At 75.8% G+C, this 21644-nt stretch carries 21 protein-coding genes; 11 read left to right on the plus strand and 10 right to left on the minus strand.

The genetic code is table 11. The annotated features are described in order from the left end of the window. Positions 1-20: 20 nt before the first annotated feature. A complete protein-coding gene (locus ACTWO6_RS12050; RefSeq protein ID WP_446219710.1) occupies positions 21-1454 on the minus strand; it encodes an aldehyde dehydrogenase family protein in 1434 nt (477 codons plus the stop codon). A 72-nt stretch (positions 1455-1526) separates the two neighbouring features. On the opposite strand from ACTWO6_RS12050, the gene ACTWO6_RS12055 reads away from it, so the two are divergent. Then, positions 1527-3131, plus strand: coding sequence for a phytoene desaturase family protein (locus ACTWO6_RS12055; protein WP_446219711.1), 1605 nt, complete (start codon positions 1527-1529; stop codon positions 3129-3131). A gap of 93 nt (positions 3132-3224) precedes the next feature. Here the strand turns inward: ACTWO6_RS12055 and ACTWO6_RS12060 are convergent, their stop codons facing one another. The 3 genes from ACTWO6_RS12060 to ACTWO6_RS12070 form a co-directional block, all read right to left on the minus strand. Further along, positions 3225-3992 carry a polyprenol monophosphomannose synthase gene (locus ACTWO6_RS12060; RefSeq protein WP_446219712.1) on the minus strand — a complete coding sequence of 256 codons (768 nt, stop codon included), beginning with the start codon at positions 3990-3992 and terminating at the stop codon, positions 3225-3227. 113 nt (positions 3993-4105) lie between these two features. Continuing rightward, positions 4106-5107: an SDR family oxidoreductase gene (locus tag ACTWO6_RS12065; RefSeq protein ID WP_446219713.1), complete on the minus strand. Its 1002-nt coding sequence runs from the start codon at positions 5105-5107 to the stop codon at positions 4106-4108. Continuing rightward, the gene (locus tag ACTWO6_RS12070; RefSeq protein ID WP_446219714.1) at positions 5104-5541 is read right to left on the minus strand and encodes an SRPBCC family protein; all 438 of its coding nucleotides are present in this window, start codon (positions 5539-5541) and stop codon (positions 5104-5106) included. Before ACTWO6_RS12070 ends, ACTWO6_RS12065 begins: the two co-directional genes overlap by 4 nt. A gap of 205 nt (positions 5542-5746) precedes the next feature. Here ACTWO6_RS12070 and ACTWO6_RS12075 point away from each other — a divergent pair, with 205 nt between their 5' ends. The 8 genes from ACTWO6_RS12075 to ACTWO6_RS12110 are packed head-to-tail and all read left to right on the plus strand — an operon-like array spanning position 5747 to position 14507. Beyond that, positions 5747-7462, plus strand: coding sequence for an HAD-IIIA family hydrolase (locus ACTWO6_RS12075; protein ID WP_446219715.1), 1716 nt, complete (start codon positions 5747-5749; stop codon positions 7460-7462). After that, the gene (locus ACTWO6_RS12080) at positions 7459-8433 is read left to right on the plus strand and encodes a glycosyltransferase (protein WP_446219716.1); all 975 of its coding nucleotides are present in this window, start codon (positions 7459-7461) and stop codon (positions 8431-8433) included. Before ACTWO6_RS12075 ends, ACTWO6_RS12080 begins: the two co-directional genes overlap by 4 nt. Beyond that, positions 8418-9635, plus strand: coding sequence for a glycosyltransferase (locus tag ACTWO6_RS12085; protein WP_446219717.1), 1218 nt, complete (start codon positions 8418-8420; stop codon positions 9633-9635). The genes ACTWO6_RS12080 and ACTWO6_RS12085 overlap by 16 nt, the downstream gene beginning before the upstream one ends. Beyond that, positions 9635-10345 (plus strand): D-sedoheptulose-7-phosphate isomerase, encoded by a 711-nt coding sequence (locus ACTWO6_RS12090; RefSeq protein ID WP_446219718.1) that lies wholly within the window; start codon positions 9635-9637, stop codon positions 10343-10345. The genes ACTWO6_RS12085 and ACTWO6_RS12090 overlap by 1 nt, the downstream gene beginning before the upstream one ends. Continuing rightward, the gene (locus tag ACTWO6_RS12095) at positions 10342-11877 is read left to right on the plus strand and encodes a PfkB family carbohydrate kinase (RefSeq protein WP_446219719.1); all 1536 of its coding nucleotides are present in this window, start codon (positions 10342-10344) and stop codon (positions 11875-11877) included. The genes ACTWO6_RS12090 and ACTWO6_RS12095 overlap by 4 nt, the downstream gene beginning before the upstream one ends. After that, positions 11874-12575: an SDR family oxidoreductase gene (locus ACTWO6_RS12100; protein ID WP_446219720.1), complete on the plus strand. Its 702-nt coding sequence runs from the start codon at positions 11874-11876 to the stop codon at positions 12573-12575. Before ACTWO6_RS12095 ends, ACTWO6_RS12100 begins: the two co-directional genes overlap by 4 nt. Then, entirely contained in the window at positions 12572-13540 is a 969-nt protein-coding gene (locus tag ACTWO6_RS12105; protein ID WP_446219721.1) for a glycosyltransferase family 9 protein, read from the plus strand. Before ACTWO6_RS12100 ends, ACTWO6_RS12105 begins: the two co-directional genes overlap by 4 nt. Next, entirely contained in the window at positions 13524-14507 is a 984-nt protein-coding gene (locus ACTWO6_RS12110) for a DNA topoisomerase IB (RefSeq protein WP_446219722.1), read from the plus strand. The genes ACTWO6_RS12105 and ACTWO6_RS12110 overlap by 17 nt, the downstream gene beginning before the upstream one ends. Before the next feature lie 278 nt (positions 14508-14785). On the opposite strand, the gene ACTWO6_RS12115 is transcribed toward ACTWO6_RS12110, so the two are convergent. Beyond that, positions 14786-15289, minus strand: coding sequence for a hypothetical protein (locus ACTWO6_RS12115; RefSeq protein ID WP_446219723.1), 504 nt, complete (start codon positions 15287-15289; stop codon positions 14786-14788). 69 nt (positions 15290-15358) lie between these two features. Next, a complete protein-coding gene (locus tag ACTWO6_RS12120; protein ID WP_446219724.1) occupies positions 15359-16990 on the minus strand; it encodes a RecQ family ATP-dependent DNA helicase in 1632 nt (543 codons plus the stop codon). An 83-nt stretch (positions 16991-17073) separates the two neighbouring features. Here ACTWO6_RS12120 and ACTWO6_RS12125 point away from each other — a divergent pair, with 83 nt between their 5' ends. Then, positions 17074-17292: a hypothetical protein gene (locus ACTWO6_RS12125; RefSeq protein ID WP_446219725.1), complete on the plus strand. Its 219-nt coding sequence runs from the start codon at positions 17074-17076 to the stop codon at positions 17290-17292. On the opposite strand, the gene ACTWO6_RS12130 is transcribed toward ACTWO6_RS12125, so the two are convergent. Next, positions 17275-18225, minus strand: coding sequence for a TIGR03557 family F420-dependent LLM class oxidoreductase (locus tag ACTWO6_RS12130; RefSeq protein WP_446219726.1), 951 nt, complete (start codon positions 18223-18225; stop codon positions 17275-17277). The genes ACTWO6_RS12125 and ACTWO6_RS12130 overlap by 18 nt on opposite strands. A 93-nt stretch (positions 18226-18318) precedes the next feature. Next, on the minus strand, positions 18319-18471 hold the full coding sequence (locus tag ACTWO6_RS12135) for a hypothetical protein (RefSeq protein WP_446220877.1): 153 nt from the start codon (positions 18469-18471) through the stop codon (positions 18319-18321). A gap of 108 nt (positions 18472-18579) precedes the next feature. Between ACTWO6_RS12135 and ACTWO6_RS12140 the strand changes: the two genes are divergently transcribed. Then, the gene (locus tag ACTWO6_RS12140) at positions 18580-20091 is read left to right on the plus strand and encodes a glycoside hydrolase family 3 protein (RefSeq protein WP_446219727.1); all 1512 of its coding nucleotides are present in this window, start codon (positions 18580-18582) and stop codon (positions 20089-20091) included. 18 nt (positions 20092-20109) lie between these two features. Here the strand turns inward: ACTWO6_RS12140 and ACTWO6_RS12145 are convergent, their stop codons facing one another. Together ACTWO6_RS12145 and ACTWO6_RS12150 are read right to left on the minus strand one after the other, a co-directional pair. Continuing rightward, complete coding sequence (locus tag ACTWO6_RS12145) at positions 20110-20397, minus strand: GNAT family N-acetyltransferase (RefSeq protein WP_406043548.1); 288 nt, start codon at positions 20395-20397, stop codon at positions 20110-20112. Further along, a complete protein-coding gene (locus tag ACTWO6_RS12150) occupies positions 20394-21620 on the minus strand; it encodes a cysteine desulfurase-like protein (RefSeq protein ID WP_446219728.1) in 1227 nt (408 codons plus the stop codon). The genes ACTWO6_RS12145 and ACTWO6_RS12150 overlap by 4 nt, the downstream gene beginning before the upstream one ends. Positions 21621-21644 lie beyond the last annotated feature (24 nt).

Consider the following 21644-nt stretch of genomic DNA (forward strand, 5'->3'; position numbering starts at 1 on the left):
CCCGGGCTCCCGCGTCGTCGTCACCAGTGGCCGCCGCCCGGCGCCTCGATGTGCACGGTCTTCACCGTGCTGAACTCGTCGAGCAGCTCCGGGCCGTACCCGAAGCCCTGGCCGCTGCCCCGGCGCGGCTGCGCGGCCCCGCCGGGCGCGCCGCCGAAGACCGCGTTCACCTTGACCGTGCCGACCGGCAGCTCCCGCCAGGCCCGCTGGGCGTGGCTCATCGACCCGGTGAGCACCGTGGCCGCCAGCCCGTACGGCGAGTCGGCGGCGCAGCGCAGCCCTTCCGAGAACGAGTCGACCACGATCACCGGGGCGACCGGCCCGAACGTCTCCTCGCGGACCAGGGCCATCTCGTGCCGGCAGTCGGTCACCACCGTCGCCGGGTAGAACGCTCCCGGCCCGTCCGGCACCGTCCCGCCGGTACGCACCCGCGCCCCCTCCGCGATCGCCGCGGTGACCTGCCCGTGCACGTGGTCCCGGTGCCGCCGGTCCACCAGCGGGCCGAGCTGCGACCCGGGGTCGCGGCCCGGGCCCATGGTCAGCGCCTCGGCGCGTTGCACCAGCGCGTCCACGAAGTCCTCCGCCACGTCCCGGTGCACGTAGATCCGTTCCACCGCCACGCAGATCTGCCCGGCGTTGGCGAAGCAGCCGAGCGCCGCCTGCCCGGCCGCCCAGACCGGGTCGACGTGGTTGTCCACCACGAGCGGGTCGCTGCCGCCGTTCTCCAGCAGCACCTTCGCGCCGGTACGGGCCCCGGCGGCGGCGATCTCCCGGCCGGTGGCGGTGGAGCCGACGTGGGCCACCACGTCCACCTGCTGGCCGGCCAGCGCCGCGCCCACCTCCGGGCCGCCGGTCAGCAGCGACAGCACTCCGGCGGGCAGTGCGGAGTCCAGCGCCTTCGTCAGCAGCCAGCCGGTCGCCGGGGTGCGTTCGCTCGGCTTGTACAGCACCACGTTGCCGGTGACCAGGGCCGCGCCGAGCAGCCCGCAGGAGACCGCCACCGGGTCGTTCCACGGGGTGATCGCGGCGACCACGCCGTGCGGCTCGGGGGCCATGAAGTCGATGGACGACTGCCCGCCGTGCAGCGTCCGGCCGCCGCGCACCGGCGCCAGCTCCGCGTAGTGTCGCAGCGTGCCGACCCCCGCCGCCACCCCGCCGCGCGCGTCGTCCAGCGGCTTGCCCATCTCCGCCGTCGTCGCCTGCGCCAGCTCCTCCGCGGCGGCCTCCACGGCGTCCGCGGCCCGGTGCAGCGCCGCCGCCCGCTCCGCCGGGGCGGTCGCCGCCCACTCCGCCGCCGTCTCCCGCGCGGCCTCGACCGCCTTGGCCACCTCGTCCGCCGTCGCCACCGGCACCGTGGTCACCGGCGAGCCGTCGGTCGGATCGTGTACGACCAGCTCCCCTCCCGTGCCACCCGCCCCCCACACTCCGCCTATGAGCTGTGCAACCGTGTACATGCGGCGGTGGATGCCCCGGCCCCGGCGAGGCAAACGCGTTTCGCCCGGTAAGCGGCCGGGTAGGCGGATCGGATGACCACGACCGCCACGGCCAGCGCGGACGCCGTCGTCGTCGGCGCCGGCCACAACGGCCTGGTGGCCGCGAACCTGCTGGCCGACGCGGGCTGGGACGTCCTGGTGCTGGAGGCGACCCAGGCCCCCGGCGGGGCGGTCCGCTCCGCCGAGGTGACCGCCCCCGGCTATCTCAGCGACCTCTACAGCTCGTTCTATCCGCTCGGGTACGCCTCGCCGGTGCTGCGCGGGCTGGACCTCGACCGGTACGGGCTGACCTGGACGCACGCCCCCGACGTGCTGGCCCACCTGCTGCCCGACGGACGGGCCGCGGTGGTCAACCGGGACGTCGACACGACCGCCGCCTCGCTGGAGGCGTTCGCCCCTGGGGACGGGGACCGCTGGCGGCACGCGTACGCCGACTGGCGCGAGGTGGCCGAGCCGATGCTCGACACCATCACCACGCCCTTCCCGCCGGTGCGCGGCGGGCTGACCCTGCTGCGCCGGCTGCGCGTCTCGGGCGCGCTGCGGCTGGCCCGCCGGCTTGTGGTGCCGGTCCGCAAGCTCGGCGACGAGCTCTTCGACGGCGACGGCGGGCCGGCGCTGCTGGCCGGCTGCGCCCTGCACACCGACCTGTCGCCCGAGGAGGCCGGCTCCGGGGTGTACGGCTGGCTGCTGGCCATGCTCGGCCAGCAGGTCGGCTGGCCGGTGCCGGTCGGCGGGTCCCAGAAGATCACCGACGCGCTGGTGGCCCGGCTGGTCGCGCGGGGCGGCCGGATCGACTACGGCGCCCGGGTCGACCGGGTGCTCACCGCCCGGGGGCGCGCCATGGGGGTCCGCACCGTCGGCGGCGCCACCTGGCGGGCCCGGCGGGCGGTGCTGGCCGATGTCCCCGCGCCGGCGCTCTTCCTGGACCTGGTCGGCGCGGCGGCGCTGCCGCCCCGGCTGGTGGAGGACCTGGCCCACTTCAAGTGGGACGGCTCCACCCTCAAGGTGGACTGGGCGCTCTCCGCGCCGGTGCCGTGGAAGAACCGGGCCGTGGCCGCCGCCGGCACCGTGCACCTCGGCGCCGACCTCGACGGGCTGACCACCTACTCCGCCGCGCTGGCCCGGGGCGAGGTGCCCCGCGACCCGTTCCTGCTGGTCGGGCAGATGTCGGTGGCCGACCCGAGCCACTCCCCGCCGGGCACCGAGTCGCTCTGGTCGTACACCCACCTGCCGTTCCGTCGACACTGGCGGGCCGAGGAGATCGCCGGACACGTCGAGCGGATGGAGGAGGTGCTGGAGGAGGCCGCGCCCGGCTTCCGGTCGCTGATCGTGGGGCGGCACGTGGCCGGCCCGACCGACCTGGAGCAGGGCGACCCGAGCCTGGTCGGCGGCGCGGTCGGCGGGGGCACCGCGGCCGCGTACCAGCAGCTCTTCCTCCGCCCGATCCCCGGCCTGGGCCGGGCGGACACCCCGGTGGACCGGCTCTTCCTGGCCAGCGCGTCGGCCCACCCGGGTGGCGGCGTGCACGGCGCGCCCGGCGCGAACGCGGCCCGGGCGGCGCTGGCCCGCGACCGCGCGCTCACCGGCGAGCTGTACGCCGGGGTGATCGGCGCGGCGCACCGGGCCGTCTACCGCTGAGCCGGGCGGGACCGCCGGTCACGGCGGTAACCGCAGCTCAGCGCGCCCCGCCATGACCGTGCGTCACGGCCGCGGCGGGGCGGGACGCCGTGCTCAGCCCTCGATGTTGCGGTGCCGGGAGCGCAGCTTGAACGGCATCAGCGCACTCTCGATCTTGGTGGCGGTGGTCATCTTCGAGGCGCCCTCGCGGCGCTCCTCGAAGCGGATCGGCACCTCCAGGATGGTGTGTCCCAGCTTGGTGGCGAGGTAGTGCATCTCGACCTGGAAGCTGTAGCCGTTGGACTGCACCCGGTCCAGCCCGATGCCGCGCAGGGCGTCGGCCCGCCAGATCTTGAAGCCGGCGGTGAGGTCCCGGATCCGCACCCGCAGCAGCGTGTGCACGTACAGGTTGGCCCAACCGCTGAGCGCCCGCCGGTACAGCGGCCAGTTCTCGTCCAGCTGCCCGCCGGGCACGTAACGGGAACCGATCACCACGCCGGCCTGGGTGGAGAGCAGCGCGCCGAGCATGCCCGGCAGCGCCTCCGGCGGGTGCGACAGGTCGGCGTCCATCTGCGCCACGTACTCGGCGCCGCCGTCCAACGCCCGGCCGATCCCGTCCACGTACGCCCGGCCGAGCCCTTCCTTGCCCGCGCGGTGCACCACCTGCACGCGGTCCGGGTGCTCGATGGCCAGCTTGTCCGCCACCTCGCCCGTCCCGTCCGGGGAGTTGTCGTCCGCGACCAGCACCTTCAGCCCTGGCAGCGGCAGGGCGAGGAGCCGCTCGACCAGCACTGGGAGGTTCCCCGCCTCGTTGTAGGTGGGAACGACGACGGTCAGGCGTGCGTCCCGCCACGGAACGGGCAACTGCACGGGTTCGATCATCACGGACATCCTCGGTCGGCCGACAGTGTTCATCTGAGAGGGTAGCCAGGTGCCTCGGCCCGGTCCGCACAGACGCCCGCCCCGAGGCTGCGGAGCGTCGTCGCGCCGGTCGGTCAGCGTAACCAGCGGGCCAGCCCGGTGACCGCCATCACCAGCCCACCCAGGGCGAGGACCGACGCCGTCGGCTTGTGCGCGCTCACCCAGAGTGCGGCCGAGTGCCGGCGGGACCGGTCGGTGAAGACCCCCTCCGTGCCCCAGTCCTGCTCGTCGTCGCCGGGCCGGTCCAGGTTGTCCCGCCACCGCGCCGGGTCGATCGGGGTCTCGGTCTGCTGGCTGTCGTACCCACTGCGGGCCAGCTGCCGGTCGAGCTGGCCGGGGAAGAGGACGTTGCCCAGCCGGGCCCGCCAGGTCGACCCGCCCACGTTCAGCTCGCGCGGCCCGTGGTCCGCGACCCAGACCACCGCCCGGGCGGCCACCTCCGGCGCGAAGATCGGCGGCACCGGCTGCGGATGCCGGGGCAACCGGGTGCGTACCCAGGAGAACTGCGGGGTGTTGACCGCCGGCAGCTGCACCATGGACAGCCGTACGCCGGGACAGTCGTGCAGCAGCTCGGCCCGGAGCGAGTCGTTGAACCCCTGCACCGCGTGCTTGCTGGCGCAGTACGCCGACTGCAGCGGAATGCCCCGGTAGGCCAGGGCGGAGCCGACCTGCACGATGCCGCCGCGGCCCTGCGCGCGCATGTGCCGCAGCGCGGCCAGGGTGCCGTGCACCGTGCCGAGGTAGTTCACCTCGGTGACCCGGCGGAACTCGGCCGCCGTGATCTCCCAGGCCGGGGCGAAGACCGACACCATCGCGTCGTTGATCCAGACGTCCAGGCCGTCGAAGTGGTGCACCACGTCGTCGGCGGCCCGCTGCACCGCGCCCGCGTCGGCGACGTCCACCTGGTACGTCCGCACGTCGGCGGCGCCGAGCCGGCGGCAGTCCCGCTCGGCGGCGGCCAGGCCGGCCTCGCCCCGGGCGATCAGCCCCAGCCGGGCGCCCCGGGCCGCGTACGCCCGCGCGACCGCCCGACCCACCCCGGCGCTCGCCCCGGTGATCACCACCCGTTGGGTCATCGGTCCGCCTTCTGCCGGGTGGAGATGTCGGAGAGCCGGTTCAACGTCTCCTTGTTGCGCAGGTGCAGCACCAGGTCGTTGAGCTTGTTGCGCACCCAGCGCAGCGGACCGGCGGCGAAGTCCTCGCCGATCCGGACCCGGGTGGCGCCGTCGCCCACCGGGTCCAGGGTGAAGACCACGGTCGCCTCGCCGGCCGGCCAGAGCCCGGCCTTGATGACGAGCTTGCGCGGCGGCTCGCAGACCAGCACGGTGGAGGAGTCCTGCAGCGAGAACGGCCACGGTCCCGCCCGGTGGTGCAGCTGGCTGCCCACCCGGGGCCAGGTGTCGTCCACGTTCCGCACGTGCGCGGTGCCCACCACCCAGTCGCTGTACGTCCACCCGTCGGCCAGCACGTCGAAGACCTGCTGCGGGGGCGTGTCGATCACTTTCTCCACAATCGCCACGGCAGTCCCATACCCCCGTCTGGTCCGCCGCTAACGGGGCCACCGGGTTAGCTTCTCGGCGGCGGCGGGTAACGCCGCACCGGGCGGGGGAGTGGCGCGACGGACCGGCCGGGCACGCCCGGGACGCCGGGTGGCGGTCGGGGCGGCTCCGCCGAAGATGATGTTTACTCCTCGGGGGCTCGGGAACCCGCCCGCCGTGCGACGGGACCGCGAGCGGGATCAGTGCAGGTCAGCCCGGGTTGACCCGGGTTCTGACCGGTTCCCGCCGGGGCTCTTCGACGCGGTCCTGCTGGACCGGGACGGCACACTCGTCGAGGACGTGCCCTACAACGGTGACCCGGAGAAGGTCCGACCCGTGCCGGGGGCCCGGGAGGCCCTGGACCGGCTGCGCACCGCCGGGTTGCGGCTGGCGGTGGTGACCAACCAGTCGGGACTGGCCCGAGGCCTGTTCACCCACGACGAGCTGCGCCGGGTGAACGCGCGGGTGGAGGAGCTGCTCGGACCCTTCGACGCCTGGCAGATCTGCCCGCACGGCGAGCGGGACGGCTGCGGCTGCCGCAAGCCCGCTCCGGGTCTGGTGCGCGCCGCCGCCCGCGCGCTCGGCACCAGCCCGACCCGTTGCGTGATGGTCGGCGACATCGGCGCCGACATGGAGGCCGCCGCGGCGGCCGGCGCCGCGGGGATCATGGTCCCCACCCCGGCCACCCGGCCGGCCGAGGTCGCCGCCGCGCCCACGGTCGTCGAGGACCTGCCCGCGGCGGTGGCGCGGATCCTGGACCAGATCGGCCTGGTTTGCCCGCCCGCGTCGCACGGGCGGCGGGGCACGGTGCTGGTGGTGCGCAGCGACGCCGCGGGGGACGTGCTGGTCACCGGCCCCGGCATCCGGGCCGTCGCCGCCGGAGCCGACCGGGTCGTCCTGCTCTGCGGCCCCCGCGGCCGGGCCGCCGCCGACCTGCTGCCCGGCATCGACGAGATCATCGAATGGCCACTGCCCTGGATCGACGGCGATCCCGCCCCCGTCGACCCCGACGACATGCACCACCTCACCACCCGCCTCACCCGGATCGGCGCCGACGAAGCCGTCATCTTCACCTCCTTCCACCAGTCCCCCCTCCCCCTCGCCCTGCTGCTCCGGATGGCCGGCGTACCCCGGATCAGCGCGATCAGCGACGACTACCCCGGCGCCCTGCTCGACGTCCGCCACCGCGTCCCCGTCGGCGTACCCGAACCCGAACGCGCCCTCTCCCTCGCCGCCGCCGCCGGCTTCCCCCTGGCCCCCGACGACGAACCGGGGCTGCGGCTGCGGGACGACCGGCTGCCGGCCGCGCCGGCCGGCCCCGGCGAGCCCGGCTACGTGGTGCTGCACCCCGGGTCGTCGGTCGAGACCCGGGCCTGCCCGCCGGAGCTGGCCACCCGGATCGTCCGGGTGCTGCACGCCGCCGGGTACCGGGTGGTGGTCACCGGCGGACCGGACGAGCGCGAGCTGACCGCCCGGGTCGCCGCCGCCGGCGGAATCGACCTCGGTGGCCGGACCGGACTCGGCGAGCTGGCCGCGATCATCGCGCGGGCCGGCGCGCTCGTCGTCGGCAACACCGGGCCGGCGCACCTGGCCGCGGCGCTGGGGGTGCCGGTGGTCAGCCTCTTCGCGCCGACCGTCCCGTTCGGACAGTGGGGGCCGTACCGGGTGCCCACGGTCCGGCTCGGCGACGCGGGCGCGCCCTGCCGGGACACCCGGGCCACCCGCTGCCCGGTCTCCGGGCACCCGTGCCTCTCCGCCGTCGAGCCGGGACGGGTCCTGGCGGCGCTGCGGCTGCTCGGGGTACCCGCCGACGCGCCGGCCGGGCCGGAGGCGGTGGTCGCCGGACCGCCGCGGGAACCGGCGGTGACCGCCACCGGCGGGGTGGCCCGATGAACATCCTGCTGTGGCACGTGCACGGCTCCTGGACCACGTCCTTCGTGCACGGGAAACACCGGTACGTGGTGCCGGTCACCCCCGACCGGGGCCCGTACGGCCTCGGCCGGGCGCGGACCTATCCGTGGCCCGACAGCGCCGTCGAGGTGACCCCGCAGGAGCTGGGCCGGGCCGACGTGGACGTGGTCCTGCTCCAGCGCCCCGAGGAGTTCGACCTCGCCTGCGAGTGGCTGGGCCGCCGGGTGGGCCGGGACGTGCCGGCGATCTACGTCGAGCACAACACCCCCAAGGGCGACGTGCCGAACAGCCGCCACCCGATGGCCGACCGCGACGACCTGCTGCTCACCCACGTCACCCACTTCAACGAGCTGTTCTGGGACAACGGCGGCACCCGCACCGCGGTCGTCGAACACGGTGTCCTCGCCCCGGCCGTCGAGTGGACCGGGGAGCTGGACCGGCTCGCGGTGGTGATCAACGAACCGGTCCGCCGCTGGCGGGTCACCGGGACGGACCTGCTGCCCCGGTTCGCCGAGATCGCCCCGCTGGACGTCTACGGCATGGGGGTGGCCGGGCTGGCCGACCACCTCGGGCTGCCGGCGGACCGGGTCACCAGCCACGACGACGTCCCGCAGCACGCCATGCACACCGAACTGGCCAAGCGGCGGGCGTACCTGCACCTGTGCCGGTGGACCTCGCTCGGGCTGAGCCTCATCGAGGCCATGACGATCGGCATGCCGGTCGTCGCGCTCGCCACCACCGAGGCCGTGGAGGCGGTGCCGCCGTCCGCCGGCGCCCTCTCCACCCGGGTGGACGTCCTGCTGGCGGCGGCCCGACGGTTCGTCGAGGACCCGTCGGCGGCCCGCAGGGCGGGCGCCGAGGCGCGGGTGGCCGCACGGAACCGCTACGGCCTGGACCGTTTCCTCGCCGACTGGGACCGGCTGCTGGAGGAGGAAGTATGCGCGTTGCGATGATCTCGGAGCACGCCAGCCCGCTCGCCGTCCTCGGCGGCGAGGACGCGGGCGGCCAGAACACGCATGTCGCGGAACTCTCCGCCGCGCTGGTGGCCGCCGGCCACGACGTCCGCGTCTACACCCGCCGCGACGCCGTGGACCTGCCCGTGACGGTACGGGCCCCGGACGGCTTCGACGTGGTGCACGTGCCGGCCGGTCCGGCCGAGCCCGTCGCCAAGGACGAGCTGCTGCCGTACATGGCCGAGTTCGGCGGCTGGCTGGCGGAGCGGTGGCGCACCGGCGACTGGCAGCCCGAGGTGATCCACGCGCACTTCTGGATGAGCGGCCTCGCCGCGCTCGCCGCCGGCCGGCGGACCGGGGTGCCGGTGGTGCAGACGTACCACGCGCTCGGCACGGTGAAGCGGCGCCACCAGGGGCCGCAGGACACCAGTCCGCCGGGCCGGATCCGCCACGAACGGGAGCTGGGCCGGTCCGCCGACCGGGTGGTCGCCCAGTGCCAGGACGAGGTCGGGGAGCTGGTCCGGATGGGGGTGCCCCGGTCCCGGATGACGATCGTCCCGTCCGGGGTGAACCTCGGCACCTTCGCCCCGCTCGGCCCGGCCGCCGAGCGCGACGGCGACCGGCCGCGGATCCTCACCGTCGGCCGGCTGGTGGAGCGCAAGGGCTTCCAGGACGTGATCCGGGCGACGGCCCTGGTCCCCGGGGCGGAGTGCGTGGTGGTGGGCGGTCCGCCGGCCGGCCTGCTGGAGACCGACCCGTACGCCCGCCGGCTGCGCACGCTCGCGAAGTCCTGCGGGGTGGCCGACCGGGTGCGCCTGGTCGGCGCGGTGCCCCGCGAGGAGATGGGCCGCTGGTACCGGTCCGCGGACGTGCTGGTCGCCGCGCCCTGGTACGAGCCGTTCGGGCTCACCCCGCTGGAGGCGATGGCGTGCGGCGTACCGGTGATCGGCACCGCCGTCGGCGGGCTGATCGACACGGTCGTCGACGGGCGGACCGGCGACCTCGTTCCGGCCCGCGACCCGCAGGCGCTCGGCGCGGCGATCCAGCGGCTGCTCGGGGACCGGATCCGGCGCTTCGGGTACGCCACGGCGGCGCTGGAACGGGCCCGCCGCTGCTACTCCTGGTCGACCACGGCGGACCGGCTGACGGAGGTGTACGGCGAGGTGGCGGCCGTGCGTCGGCCGACCCGGGTGGTCGCCTGATGGCGGCGCCCGGCCGGACCGGCGACGGCGCCGGAACTGTGCTGGACACCCACCTGGCCCACCTGGCCGCGGCGCTGCTGCCCTTCCGCCGCGCGGAGCAGCTCCTCGCCCGCTGGGGCGGGGAGCTGGCGCACCGGCTGGCCACCGGCGGGCGGCTGCTCGTCGCCGGCAACGGCGGCAGCGCCGCCGAGGCCCAACACCTCACCGCCGAACTCGTCGGCAAGCTCCGCGACGACCGCGAACCCCTCTCCGCCATCGCCCTGCACGCCGAAACCAGCGCCCTCACTGCCATCGGCAACGACTACGGCTACGACGAGGTCTTCGCCCGCCAGGTCCGCGCCCACGGCCGACCAGACGACATCCTCCTGCTCATGTCCACCAGCGGCACCAGCGCCAACCTCCTCACCGCCGCCCACGCCGGACGCGACACCGGACTGCGCTGCTGGGCCTTCACCGGCCCCACCCCCAACCCCCTCGCCGACGCCTGCGCGGAGACCCTCGCCATCGACTCCCCGGAGAGCCAGGTGGTGCAGGAGCTGCACCTGGTCGCCACCCACGTGCTCTGCGAGTACGTCGACCGGGCGCTGCCGGCGGCGCTCGCCGGCCGGGCGGCGCAGCCCGTGTCGACCGGCCCCGCCCGATCCACGCCGGTGCGCACCGGCGTGGAGGTGGTGCTCGCGGACGAGGCCCCGGAGGTCGAGGCCCGATGAGGAGGTCGAGCGTGACGGGACCCGTGGTGGTGATCGGTGACACGCTGCTGGACCGGGACGTCGAGGGGGTGGTGAACCGGCTCTGTCCGGACTCCCCGGTGCCGGTGCTCGACGAGACCACGTACGTCGACCGGCCCGGCGGCGCCGGCCTCGCGGCGGTCTTCGCCGCCGCCCAGGGTGCGGAGGTGGCCCTGGTCACCGCCATTGCCCACGACGCGGGAGGGGCCCGGCTCAGCTCGCTGCTGGCCGCCGCGGGCGTGCAGCTGTACGCCCTTCCGCTGGCCGGGGCCACGCCGGAGAAGATCCGGTTGCGGGTCCGGGGCCGGGTGCTGCTGCGGCACGACCGGGGCGGGACGCCCGGCGACCCGGGCGAACCGGGTGAGGCGGTGCTGCAGCTGATCGCCCGGGCGTCCGCGGTGCTGGTCAGCGACTACGGCCGGGGGGTCGCCGGGCAGCCGGCGCTGCGGGCCGCGCTCGCCGCCACCCGGGCGCCGGTGGTCTGGGACCCGCACCCGCGCGGGCCGGCGGCGGTGCCGGGGGTGCGCCTGGCCACCCCGAACGAGGCCGAGGCGCGGGAGCTGGCGAAGGCGGCCCCGGGCGCCTCCCGGCTGGTGACCGCGGCCCGGGGCGCGCAGGCCCTGCGCGACCGGTGGCGGGCGGGCGCGGTGGCGGTGACCCTCGGCGGCGAGGGGGCGCTGCTCTGCCACGCCGGCACCACCCCGCTGGTGGTGCCCGCGCCGGCCAGCGCCGAGGGGGACACCTGCGGGGCGGGGGACCGGTTCGCGGCCGCGGCGACCCTCGCCGTGGCCCGGGGCGCCCTGGTCTCCGAGGCGGTGCAGGCGGCGGTCGCCGAGGCGTCCGCGTACGTGGCGGACGGGGGAGTGACCGCCGCCCTGCCGGCACCGGTCCGGGCCCGGCCCGACCGGCCGGCCGTCGAGGCGGGACCGGCCTTCCCGGCCGTGGCGCACGGCGGCGGTGACCGGATCGGTCCGGCCGCGGCCGGCGCGGTGATCGCCGAGGTACGCGCGGCCGGCGGCACGGTGGTGGCCACCGGCGGCTGCTTCGACCTGCTCCACGCCGGGCACGTGGCCACCCTCCAGGCGGCCCGCCAGCTCGGTGACTGCCTGGTGGTCTGCCTCAACTCCGACCAGAGCGTCGCCGGCCTCAAGGGGCCCGACCGCCCGGTGGTGCCGGAGGGCGACCGCAGCCGGCTGCTCGCCGCGTTGAGCTGCGTCGACGCCGTGCTGATCTTCGACGAGCCCACCCCGCACGCGGCCCTGTCCTGGCTCCGCCCGGACATCTGGGTCAAGGGCGGTGACTACGCCACGGGCGGCGGCGAGGAGACGCTGCCGGAGGCGGAGATCCTGCGGCGCTGGGGCGGGCAGACCGTGGTGGTGCCGTACCTGGACGGGCGGTCGACCACCGACATGATCGCCGCGGCCCGCGCCGGTGGCCGGGGGACACCCGGCGGGCCGACCGTGACCCGGTCCGGCACGACGGCCGTCCGGTCGACGGCGGAGGGAGCACGATGAGCGGCAGTTCCCCGGGGGCGGGCCCCACCGTCCTGGTCACCGGCGGCGCGAGCGGCCTCGGCGCCGCCGTGGTCACCGCGGTCGCCCGGGCCGGCGGTCGGCCCCTCGTGCTGGACCGGCAGCGGCCCGGGGACGGGGTGCCGTGGGTCGAGTGCGACCTGGCCGACACCCGGGCCGCCGAGGCGGCGACCCGCGAGCTTGCCGAACGCTCCGGCGGCCTGGATGCCGTGGTCACCGCGGCCGGCATCGACGTCCCGGGCAAGCTGGCCGACGTGCCCGGCGGGACCTGGGAACGGATCGTGACGGTGGACCTGCTCGCCACCGCCGCGGTGATCCGCGCCGCGCTGCCGTTCCTTGAAGCCTCCCGGGGCAGCATCGTCACCGTCGCCTCCACCCTCGGCGTGAAGGCGGTCAGCGACGCGACCGCGTACTGCGCGGCGAAGTTCGGGGTGGTGGGCTTCACCCGGGCCCTCGCGGCGGAGCTCGCCGGGTCGGTCGCGGTCACCCTGCTGATCCCGGGCGGCATGCGCACGGCGTTCTTCGACGAGCGGGACGCGCAGTACCGGCCCGGCCCGGACGCCGCGCTCAACGAGCCGGCCGACACCGCCGCCGCGATCATGTTCGCGCTCTCCCAGCCGCCCGGGTGCGCGGTACGGGAGCTGGTGGTCTGCGCCGAGCAGGAGTCGTCGTACCCGTGATCCTGGTGCTCCGGGCGCTCGGGGTCGGCGACCTGGCGGCCGCCGTCCCGGCGCTGCGCGGGCTGCGGGCCGGGTTCCCCGACCGGGAGCTGGTGCTGGCCGCCCCGGCCTGGCTGGCGCCGCTGGCCGACCTGGTCGGCGGGATCGACCGGGTGCTGCCCACCGACGGGCTGGGCGCACCGGCCTGGTCGACCCCGCCGCCCGAGGTGGCGGTCAACCTGCACGGCCGCGGCCCGCAGTCGCACCGGCTGCTCGCCGCCGCCCGGCCGGGCCGGCTGCTCGCCTTCGCCAACGCCGGGGCCGGGCACGCCGACGGTCCGGAGTGGGACCACGACGAGCACGAGGTCCGCCGCTGGTGCCGGCTCCTGCTCTGGTACGGCCTGCCGGCGGACCCCGCCGACCTGGCGCTGCTGCCGCCGCCCGCGGCGGCGGTCCCGGCCGGCGCCACCGTGCTGCACCCCGGCGGCAAGATCGACGCCAAGCGCTGGCCGGCGGAGCGGTTCGCCGCGCTCGCCCGGGCGCTGACCGACCGGGGCCACCGGGTGGTGCTGACCGGCTCCGCCGACGAGCGGGACCTCGTCGCCCGGGTGGCCGGCGCCGCCGGGCTGGCCCCGGAGGCCGTGCTCGCCGGCCGGACCGGCCTGGCCGAGCTGGCCGCCCTGGTGGCCGCCGCCCGGCTGGTGGTCAGCGGGGACACCGGCGTCGCCCACCTGGCCACCGGGTACGGCACCGCCTCGGTGGTGCTCTTCGGACCGGTCCCGCCGACCCACTGGGGGCCGCCGCCGGACCGCCCCCGGCACCGGGTGCTCGACGCCGCGGGCGGGGCGCGGATCCGTCGTGATTGGACCGGGGCGCACGGGGTAGGAACGCCCCCGACATTGGCGGCCATCTCCGTCGATGAGGTGCTGGCCGCGGTGGACGACGCGGAACGGGCGGTGCGGGTCTCCGGTGCGGTTGCGGCGTAGTGATCCGGGCAGGCCGGGGTACGGCCGCCGCCGGCGCGGCAAGGGCTGGCTCTTCCTCGACCCGGCCGGCGAGCCGGTGCGCGACCCCGAGGAGCTGGCCCGCCTCCGGGAGCTGGTGATCCCCCCGGCCTGGCAGGACGTCTGGATCTCGCCGTATTCGAACGGGCACATCCAGGCCACCGGCGTCGACGCGGCCAGCCGCAAGCAGTACCTCTACCACCCGATGTGGCGGCAGAAGCGGGACGAGGCGAAGTTCGACCACGTGCTGGAGGTGGCGCGCCGGCTGCCCGGGCTGCGCGAGCGGGTCGACCACGACCTGGGTCTGCGCGGGCTGCGGCGCGAGCGGGTCCTCGCCACCGTCGCCCGGCTGCTCGACATGGGCATGTTCCGGGTCGGCAGCGACCAGTACGCGACCGGCGACGACCCGACCTTCGGCGTCTCCACCCTGCGCCCCGAGCACGCCCGGTCCCGCCGGGGATGCGTGGTCTTCGAGTTTCCGGCCAAGGGCGGCATCGACCAGGTGCGCCGGATCGAGGACCCGGAGCTGTGCCGGGTGCTGACCAACCTGCGCCGGCGGCGGCGGGCCGAGGAGCGGCTCTTCGGCTACTGGGACGGCCGGAGCTGGCGCGACGTGCGCAGCGACGAGGTGAACGACTACCTCCGCGACGCCAGCGGCGGGGAGATGACCGCGAAGGACTTCCGTACCTGGCACGCGACCGTGCTGGCGGCGACGGAGCTGGCCACGGCCGGCCGGCAGCGTTCGGTCACCGCCCGGAAGCGGGCCGTCACGGCGGTGATGCGCTCCGTCGCGGAGCTGCTCGGCAACACCCCGACCGTGGCCCGTACGTCCTACGTGGACCCTCGGGTGGTGGACCTCTACCACGACGGGGTGGTGGCGCCGGTCGAGCCGGAGATGCCGCGCGGCGCCGTGGAGAGGGTCGTCCTGGCACTGCTGGAGGAGGCCTGACCGGCCCCGTCGTCGGTCCTTGGGGGGAAGAACGACGGGGCCGGAGTCGGCGTGTCCGGTGGCCCTGCCGGTGCGAGCGGGAGCCCTCGGCACCGGGCGGCCGCCCGCGACCGACCGTCGCGGGCGCCTCGCCACGGCCCCCCGATACCAGTGGGCCGTGCCGGTCTCCCGGCTGGCGGCCCGCGACCAGTATCTCCGCCCGGGGTTGACCATTGACGCCAGAGAGTTGACGATCCGTGCCGAGCTGCCCAGGCGTCGGACGCGGATGTCTCCGGGTGTCAGTCGTTGAGCACCTGGGAGAGCCGGTCCCGGAAGTGGCGCTCCGAGTCGCTGACCACGTCGCCGCCGAGGCCCAGCAGGCCGCCGGTGGACGCCGCGGTCACCACCTGCTCGGCGATCTCCACCAGCCAGTGCTTGTACGCTCCGGCCTGACCCTCGTCGACCCGGGCGGTCAGCAGGGCCGCCGCCTGGCCGGCCCGGGCCAGCACGTCGTCGATCATCGCCTGCGGGTCGGCGGGCTCGATGACCGGCAGCTCCTCGCCGGCCTCCGGGTCGCCGACCCGGGCGACGATCTCGCCGGCGACCGCGGCCACCAGCGGGCTGGCCGACTCGCGCCCGGCGGCGATGCCCTCCAGCCCGGCGGCGTTCTCCGCCATGGTGCGCTTGGTGCCGTCCGACTCGGCCGCGCTCGCCGCGGTCAACACCGACTGCGGCAGGCCGACCAGCAGCCCCCACTCCTCGTCGGAGAATCCGAACCCGGTGTACGCCGGCTGCTCGATCACGAGTGAGCCCCTCTCGCCCTGGTCATCGTCGTCAGTGGTGCCGGGCGCCACGCCGGCGCCCGGGTCAGGTTAGTCCAGCGTCAGCAGGCCCTGTTCGGACACCACGCGCACGGACAACGTCTTGTACCCCACCTCGTCGAAGAGCACCGTCATCCGGTCCTCCTCGTAGCTGAGCACCAGGCCGGCGCCCCACTCCGGGTGCCGGACCTGGCTGTGCACCGGGAACGGACCGCTCGCCCCGTCGTCGGCGACGCTGGTGCCGGCGTGGCAGTTGTCGCAGTGCCCGCAGACCTCGCTCATCCGCTCGCCGAAGTACGCCAGCAGCGCCTGCCCCCGGCACCCGGTGGTCTCGGCGAAGGCCCGCATCATGTCGGTACGCGACCGGGTGACCGTCTGCTGCCGCTCCGCCTCGGCCAGCGCCGCCGCGGCGGCGGCGGCCGGCCTCGGGGAGTAGCGCGGCGCGCCGAGCTGCTGCCGGGCGCGCGGCTCCACGGCCCCGACCTGCTCCAGCAGGGAGAGGTACTGGCCGAGCTTGCGCGGGCCGAGGCCGGTCAGCTCGCGCAGCTCCTTCTTGGGCCGGGCCTGCTTGCGCAGCACCGCGGCGAGGTCCCGCAGCTCGGTCTCGTCCGGCAGGCCGCCGCTGAAGTAGCGCTGCAGCCCGACGTCCTCGGCGCGCCAGAGCAGCAGCACCCGGGCCGGCTCCCCGTCCCGGCCGGCGCGGCCGATCTCCTGGAAGTAGCTGTCCGGGGAGTCGGGCAGCGCCATGTGCACCACCCAGGCGATGTTCGGCTTGTCGATGCCCATGCCGAACGCGGACGTCGCCACCATGATCGGCACCTGGTCGGCGAGGAACGCCTCGTGCAGCTCGTTGCGGGCGTTGGTGGGCATCCCGCCGTGGTAGTACTGCGCCGGATACCCGGCGTCGGTGAGCCGCTGGGCCAGCTCCTCGGCCGCCCGCCGGGTCGGCACGTAGATGATGCCGGGGCGCTCGTCGTCGCTGAGCAGCGCGACCAGGCGCCGCCAGCGGTAGTCGTCGGTGGGGCAGTACGCCACCTCGAGGAAGATGTTGGGCCGGTCCAGTCCGGAGACCACCACCTCCGGGTCGCGCAGCCGCAGCCGGGCGATGATGTCGTCGCGTACCGGCGGGGAGGCGGTGGCGGTGAGCGCGACCACCGGCGGCCGGCCGAGGCCGTCGATCAGGTGGCCCAGCGCCAGGTAGTCGGGGCGGAAGTCGTGCCCCCAGGCCGAGATGCAGTGCGCCTCGTCGATCGCCACCAGCGCCGGGTTCAGCGACCGGACCTCGGCCATCCGGTCCGGGTTGCTGAGCGCCTCCGGGGTGATGAAGAGGAACTCGGCGCGCCCCTCCCGGATCTCGACGATCGCCTCGGCCTGCTGGGCCGCGGTCTCGTCGGAGCTGACCCGGACCGCGCGCAGCTCGGGGCGTTGCCGCTCGTTGAGGGCCGCGATCTGGTCCTGCTGGAGCGCCAGCAGCGGGGAGATGACCACGGTGGGTCCGGGGATCAGGCTGGCCGGGATCTGGTAGATCGCCGACTTGCCGGCGCCGGTGGGGAGCACCACCAGGGCGTCGCGTCGCTTCATCACCGCGCGCATCGCGGCCAGTTGGTTGGGCCGGAGCGCGGTCCAGCCGAAGAGGCTTCGCGCCGCGCGGCGCAACGTCGTCGAGTGCGTGGTCAGCTTCATCAGTGGCCGCAGGTACCCGAGGGGGGATCGGGCGAAACCGGAGGCTTCCGACGGGGTGGTTCAGCCGACCCCCAGAACGGGCGTTGACGTGCGAGGCGGAGCAGGAGGGGGCGCCGCCCCGACCGGGCGACAAGACCGTGGAGGCGAACCTGCGGGCGTACCTCCGGCGGGCGCCGGCCCTGCACGCGGCGATCCTGCCGGCCTTCGCCGGGCTGACCACCCAGCCCGGGCACTGGGGGTCGGCTGAGTCCCGGCGCAGCGACCCGCCCGGGACGGCGCGCTGTTCAGCGCAGCCGGGGTAGCACCTCCCGCTGGTAGAGGTCGAACAGGCCCGGCCAGTGCGGCCCGGTGTTCGCCACGTAGACCTCGTCGAAGCCGGCCTTGGCGTACTTGTCGATCATCTCCAGGTGCGCGTCGGCGCTGTTGCCGCAGACGAACGACTCCTTCACCATCTCCGGCTTGACCAGCTGGGCGGCCTGCTCGAAGTGGCGCGGCGAGGGGAGCACCTGGGACAGTTCGCCCGGCACCCCGGCGTTCGGCCACTTCTCGTACGCGATCCGCGCGCCGGCGTCCTCGCTGTCGGCGTACGCCGCCTTGAAGCCGGCCTGGCACGGCTTGTCGCCGCCGCCGTTCTCGCGGAACCGGCGGACCATCTCGCCGTCGGGCATGGTGTTGATGTACCCGTCGCCGATCCGGGCGGCCAGGTGGATCGACTTGGGGCCGAAGCCGGAGACGTAGATCGACGGGGGCGTGTCCGGCAGCGTGTAGATCCGGGCGTGCTCGACGGTGTAGTGCCGGCCGTGGTGGTTGACGAACCCGCCCCGCCACAGCTCGCGCATCACCTCGACCGCCTCCTCCAGCATCTCCAGCCGGACGTCGGTCTGCGGCCAGGCGTCGCCGAGGATGTGCTCGTTGAGCGCCTCGCCGCTGCCGACGCCGAGCACGAACCGGCCGTTGTGCATGACCGCGCTGGTCGCCGCCGCCTGCGCGATGACCGCCGGGTGGATCCGGACCGTGGGGCAGGTGACCGCGGTGGTCACCGGCAGCGCGCAGACCTGGCTGAGCGCGCCGATGGTCGACCAGACGAAGGGGCTCTGGCCCTGCGCGTCCACCCACGGGTGGTAGTGGTCGGAGATCCACAGTGCCTCGAAGCCGGCCCGCTCGGCGCCGCGCGCCTGCTCCAGCAGCTCCGCCGGGGTGTACTCCTCGCTGGACAGAAAGTAGCCGATCCTCATCGTTTCCCCTCGCTGCTCGCGGTGCGGGCGCACCGGATGGACAACGAGAGCCGTACCCCGAGGGTGCCGGCCGAACCGGCGGGCGGGGGCGGGTCAGCGGCGGAACATCGCCCGGATCGCGAGGAGCAGGAACAGGCCGCCGACCACCAGGCCGAGCAGCCGTACGCCGGGGACGTCGGCCGCGCTGGTGGCGTCGGCGAGCAGCGCGGGGTGCATGGTCGCACTCTCCCATGGAGTACCGGGCACCGCCAGGCGCTAACAGTAAGGTTTATTGACTATTTCCGGGGGCGATGTGACCATGGCAGCACCCGCCGGGGCGGCGGGTCGGTGGGGAAGACGGGGGTACGACAGCGCATGAGCGAGCCGACCGCGGGGGCGACCGGAGACCTGGCGGGCCTCGCCGCCGCCGTCCTGCAACCCGGCTTCGTCGGCACCACCCCGCCCCTCTGGGTCTGCCGATGGCTCGGCGAGGGGCTCGGCTCGGTGGTCCTCTTCGCCCGCAACATCGTCGACCCCGGGCAGCTCGCCGCGCTCACCGAGACGCTGCGCGCCGAGCGCCCGGACGTCATCGTCGCCATCGACGAGGAGGCCGGCGACGTCACCCGGATCGAGTCCGGCCGGGGCAGCTCCCGGCCCGGCAACTTCGCCCTCGGCGCGGTCGACGACCCGGCGCTGACCGAGGCGGTGGCCCGCGACCTCGGCGCCGAGCTGGCCGGGGTGGGGGTGACCCTCAACTACGCCCCGGACGCCGACGTCAACTCCAACCCGGCCAACCCGGTCATCGGCGTCCGCTCGTTCGGCGCCGCCGCCGACCTGGTCGCCCGGCACACCGCCGCCTGGGTACGCGGACTCCAGGCCGGCGGCGTGGCCGCCTGCGCCAAGCACTTCCCGGGCCACGGCGACACCCGGGTCGACTCGCACCACGACCTGCCCCGCATCGGCGGCGACCGGGCCCGCCTCGACGCCGTCGAGCTGGCCCCGTTCCGGGCCGCCGTCGCCGCCGGGGTGCAGGCGGTGATGACCGGGCACCTGCTGGTGCCCGCGCTCGACCCGGAGCTGCCGGCCACCCTCAGCCCGCGCATCCTCGGCGGGCTGCTCCGCGAGGAGCTGGGGTTCCACGGGGTGGTGGTCACCGACGCGGTGGAGATGGGGGCCGTCGCCGACCGGTACGGCTTCGCCGGCGCGGCGGTGCGCGCCCTGGCCGCCGGGGCGGACGCGATCTGCGTGGGTGGGGAGCGGGCCACCGAGGCGGACGCCCGGGAGCTGCGCGACGCCATCGTCGCCGCCGTGGTGGCCGGGGAGCTGCCGGAGGAGCGGCTCGCCGAGGCGGCCAAGCGGGTCGGTCAGCTCGCCGCCTGGACGGTCGCCGCCCGCGCCGCCCGCCCGGCCGGCGCCCCGACCCGGACCGACGGCTCGGCGGTCGGGCTGGCCGCCGCCCGACGGGCGGTCCGGGTGGTCACCGGACCGGCCGGCACCGACGCGCTGCCGCTGCGCCGCCCGGCGCACGTGGTGGAGTTCGCCCCGCCGCACAACATGGCCATCGGCGCGGAGACCCCGTGGGGGATCGGCGCGCCCCTGGCCGACCTGGTCCCGGGGACCACCGTCGCCCGGTACGCCGAGGGCGAGGCGCCCGCCGACCCGACCGCCGGCGCGGCCGGCCGCCCCGTCGTGCTGGTCGTGCGGGACCTGCACCGGCACGACTGGATGCGGGCCGCGGTACGCCGCGCGCTGGCCGCCCGCCCGGACGCCGTCGTGGTGGAGCTCGGCGTCCCGGAGCTGGTCACCGGCGCCGTCCACGTCGCCACCCACGGCGCCACCCGGGCGGCCGCCCGGGCCGCCGCCGAACTCCTCACCGGCGCCGGCTGAGCCGCCCGCGCGACCCGGTCAGGCCTCGGCGACCACCAGGTCGGCGTACTCGGGGTGGCGCTTGATGAAGGCCGCCACGAAGGGGCACTTCGCCACCAGCCGGCCGCCGCGCTCGCGGATCTGGTCGAGGGTGCCCCGGATCAGGGCCGACCCCACGCCCATGTTCTGGAACCGCTCGTCGACCTCGGTGTGGGTGAAGACGAGCAGCTCGCCGCGCGGGATGTACGCGGTGAACCCGGCCAGCGCGTCGTCGACCAGGATCTCGAAGCGGTGCTTGGCGGGGTTCTCCTCGACCAGGAAGCTCACCGGGCCATTCTCTCCCCACCGGCGACGATCCTGTCCAGTTCGGTGAGCAACCGGTCCACCTCGTCCACCGTGTTGTAGTGGTAGACGCTGGCCCGGACCGCCCCGCCGCCATCGCGCAGGCCCATCGTGCGGAAGTACTCGTAGGCGTAGTAGTCGCCGGAGGAGAGGCAGAAGCCGGCCGCGCCCAGCGCCGTCGCCGTCTCGGCCGGCGCCAACCCGGCGACCCGGAAGGAGACCGTCGGGCAGCGCCGCGCCGGGGAGCCGTACACGGTCACCGCCGGCCGCGCGGTCAGCCCGGCGAGCAGCCGGTCGAAGACCTCCTCCTCGTGGGCCTGGGCGGCGGCCAGCCCGGCGCGGACCCGCTCCCGCCGGCTGCCGGTGGCGCCGGGGTCGAGGGTGGCCAGGTGGTCCACCGCGGCGGCCACCCCGGCCAGCAGCGCGAAGCTCGGGGTGCCGTACTCGAACCGGTCCGGGACCGCGTCGGAGGAGGGGAGCAGCTTCGCCGGGCGCAGCTGCTCCCACCGGGCCGGGTCGGCGACCATCGCGGCCAGGTGCGGCCCGGACCACTTGTACGCGCTGGTGACCAGGAAGTCCGCGCCCAGCGAGGCGAGGTCGGTCGGGCCGTGCGGCACCGAGTGCACCCCGTCGACGCAGACCAGCGCGCCCGCCGCGTGCGCGGTCTTCGCGATCGCGGCGACGTCCGGCGCGGTGCCGATCGCGTTGCTGCCGGCGGTCACCGCCACCAGGCGGGTCCGCTCGCCCACCAGGTCGGCGTACTGGCCGGCGGGGAGCTCACCGGTCGCCGGGTCGAACTCCGCCCAGCGCACGGTGGCGCCGGCCGCCTCGGCCGCCTGCACCCAGGGCCGCACGTTCGCGTCGTGGTCGAGCCGGGAGACCACCACCTCGTCGCCCGGCCGCCAGGCCGCGGCGAGCGTCCGGGCCAGGGTGTACGTCAGCGCCGTGGCGCTCGGCCCGAGCACCACGCCCTCGGGTCGCGCGCCGAGCAGGTCGGCCACCGCGGACCGGGCGGCCGCGACCAGGTCCAGCGACCGCCGGCCGGGCACGAAGGCGGCGCTGCGGTTGCCGATCGCCGCGCGCATCGCGGCGGTGACCGCCTCGATCACCGGCTGGGCGGTCTGGGTGCCGCCGGCACCGTCGAAGTGGACGAAGCCCTCGGTCAGGGCGGGGTATGCGGCCCGGGTCCGGGCGATGTCGAACGGCATGCGGGGACCCTAACGCGGCCGGTG

Source organism: Micromonospora sp. IBHARD004 (assembly GCF_052814115.1).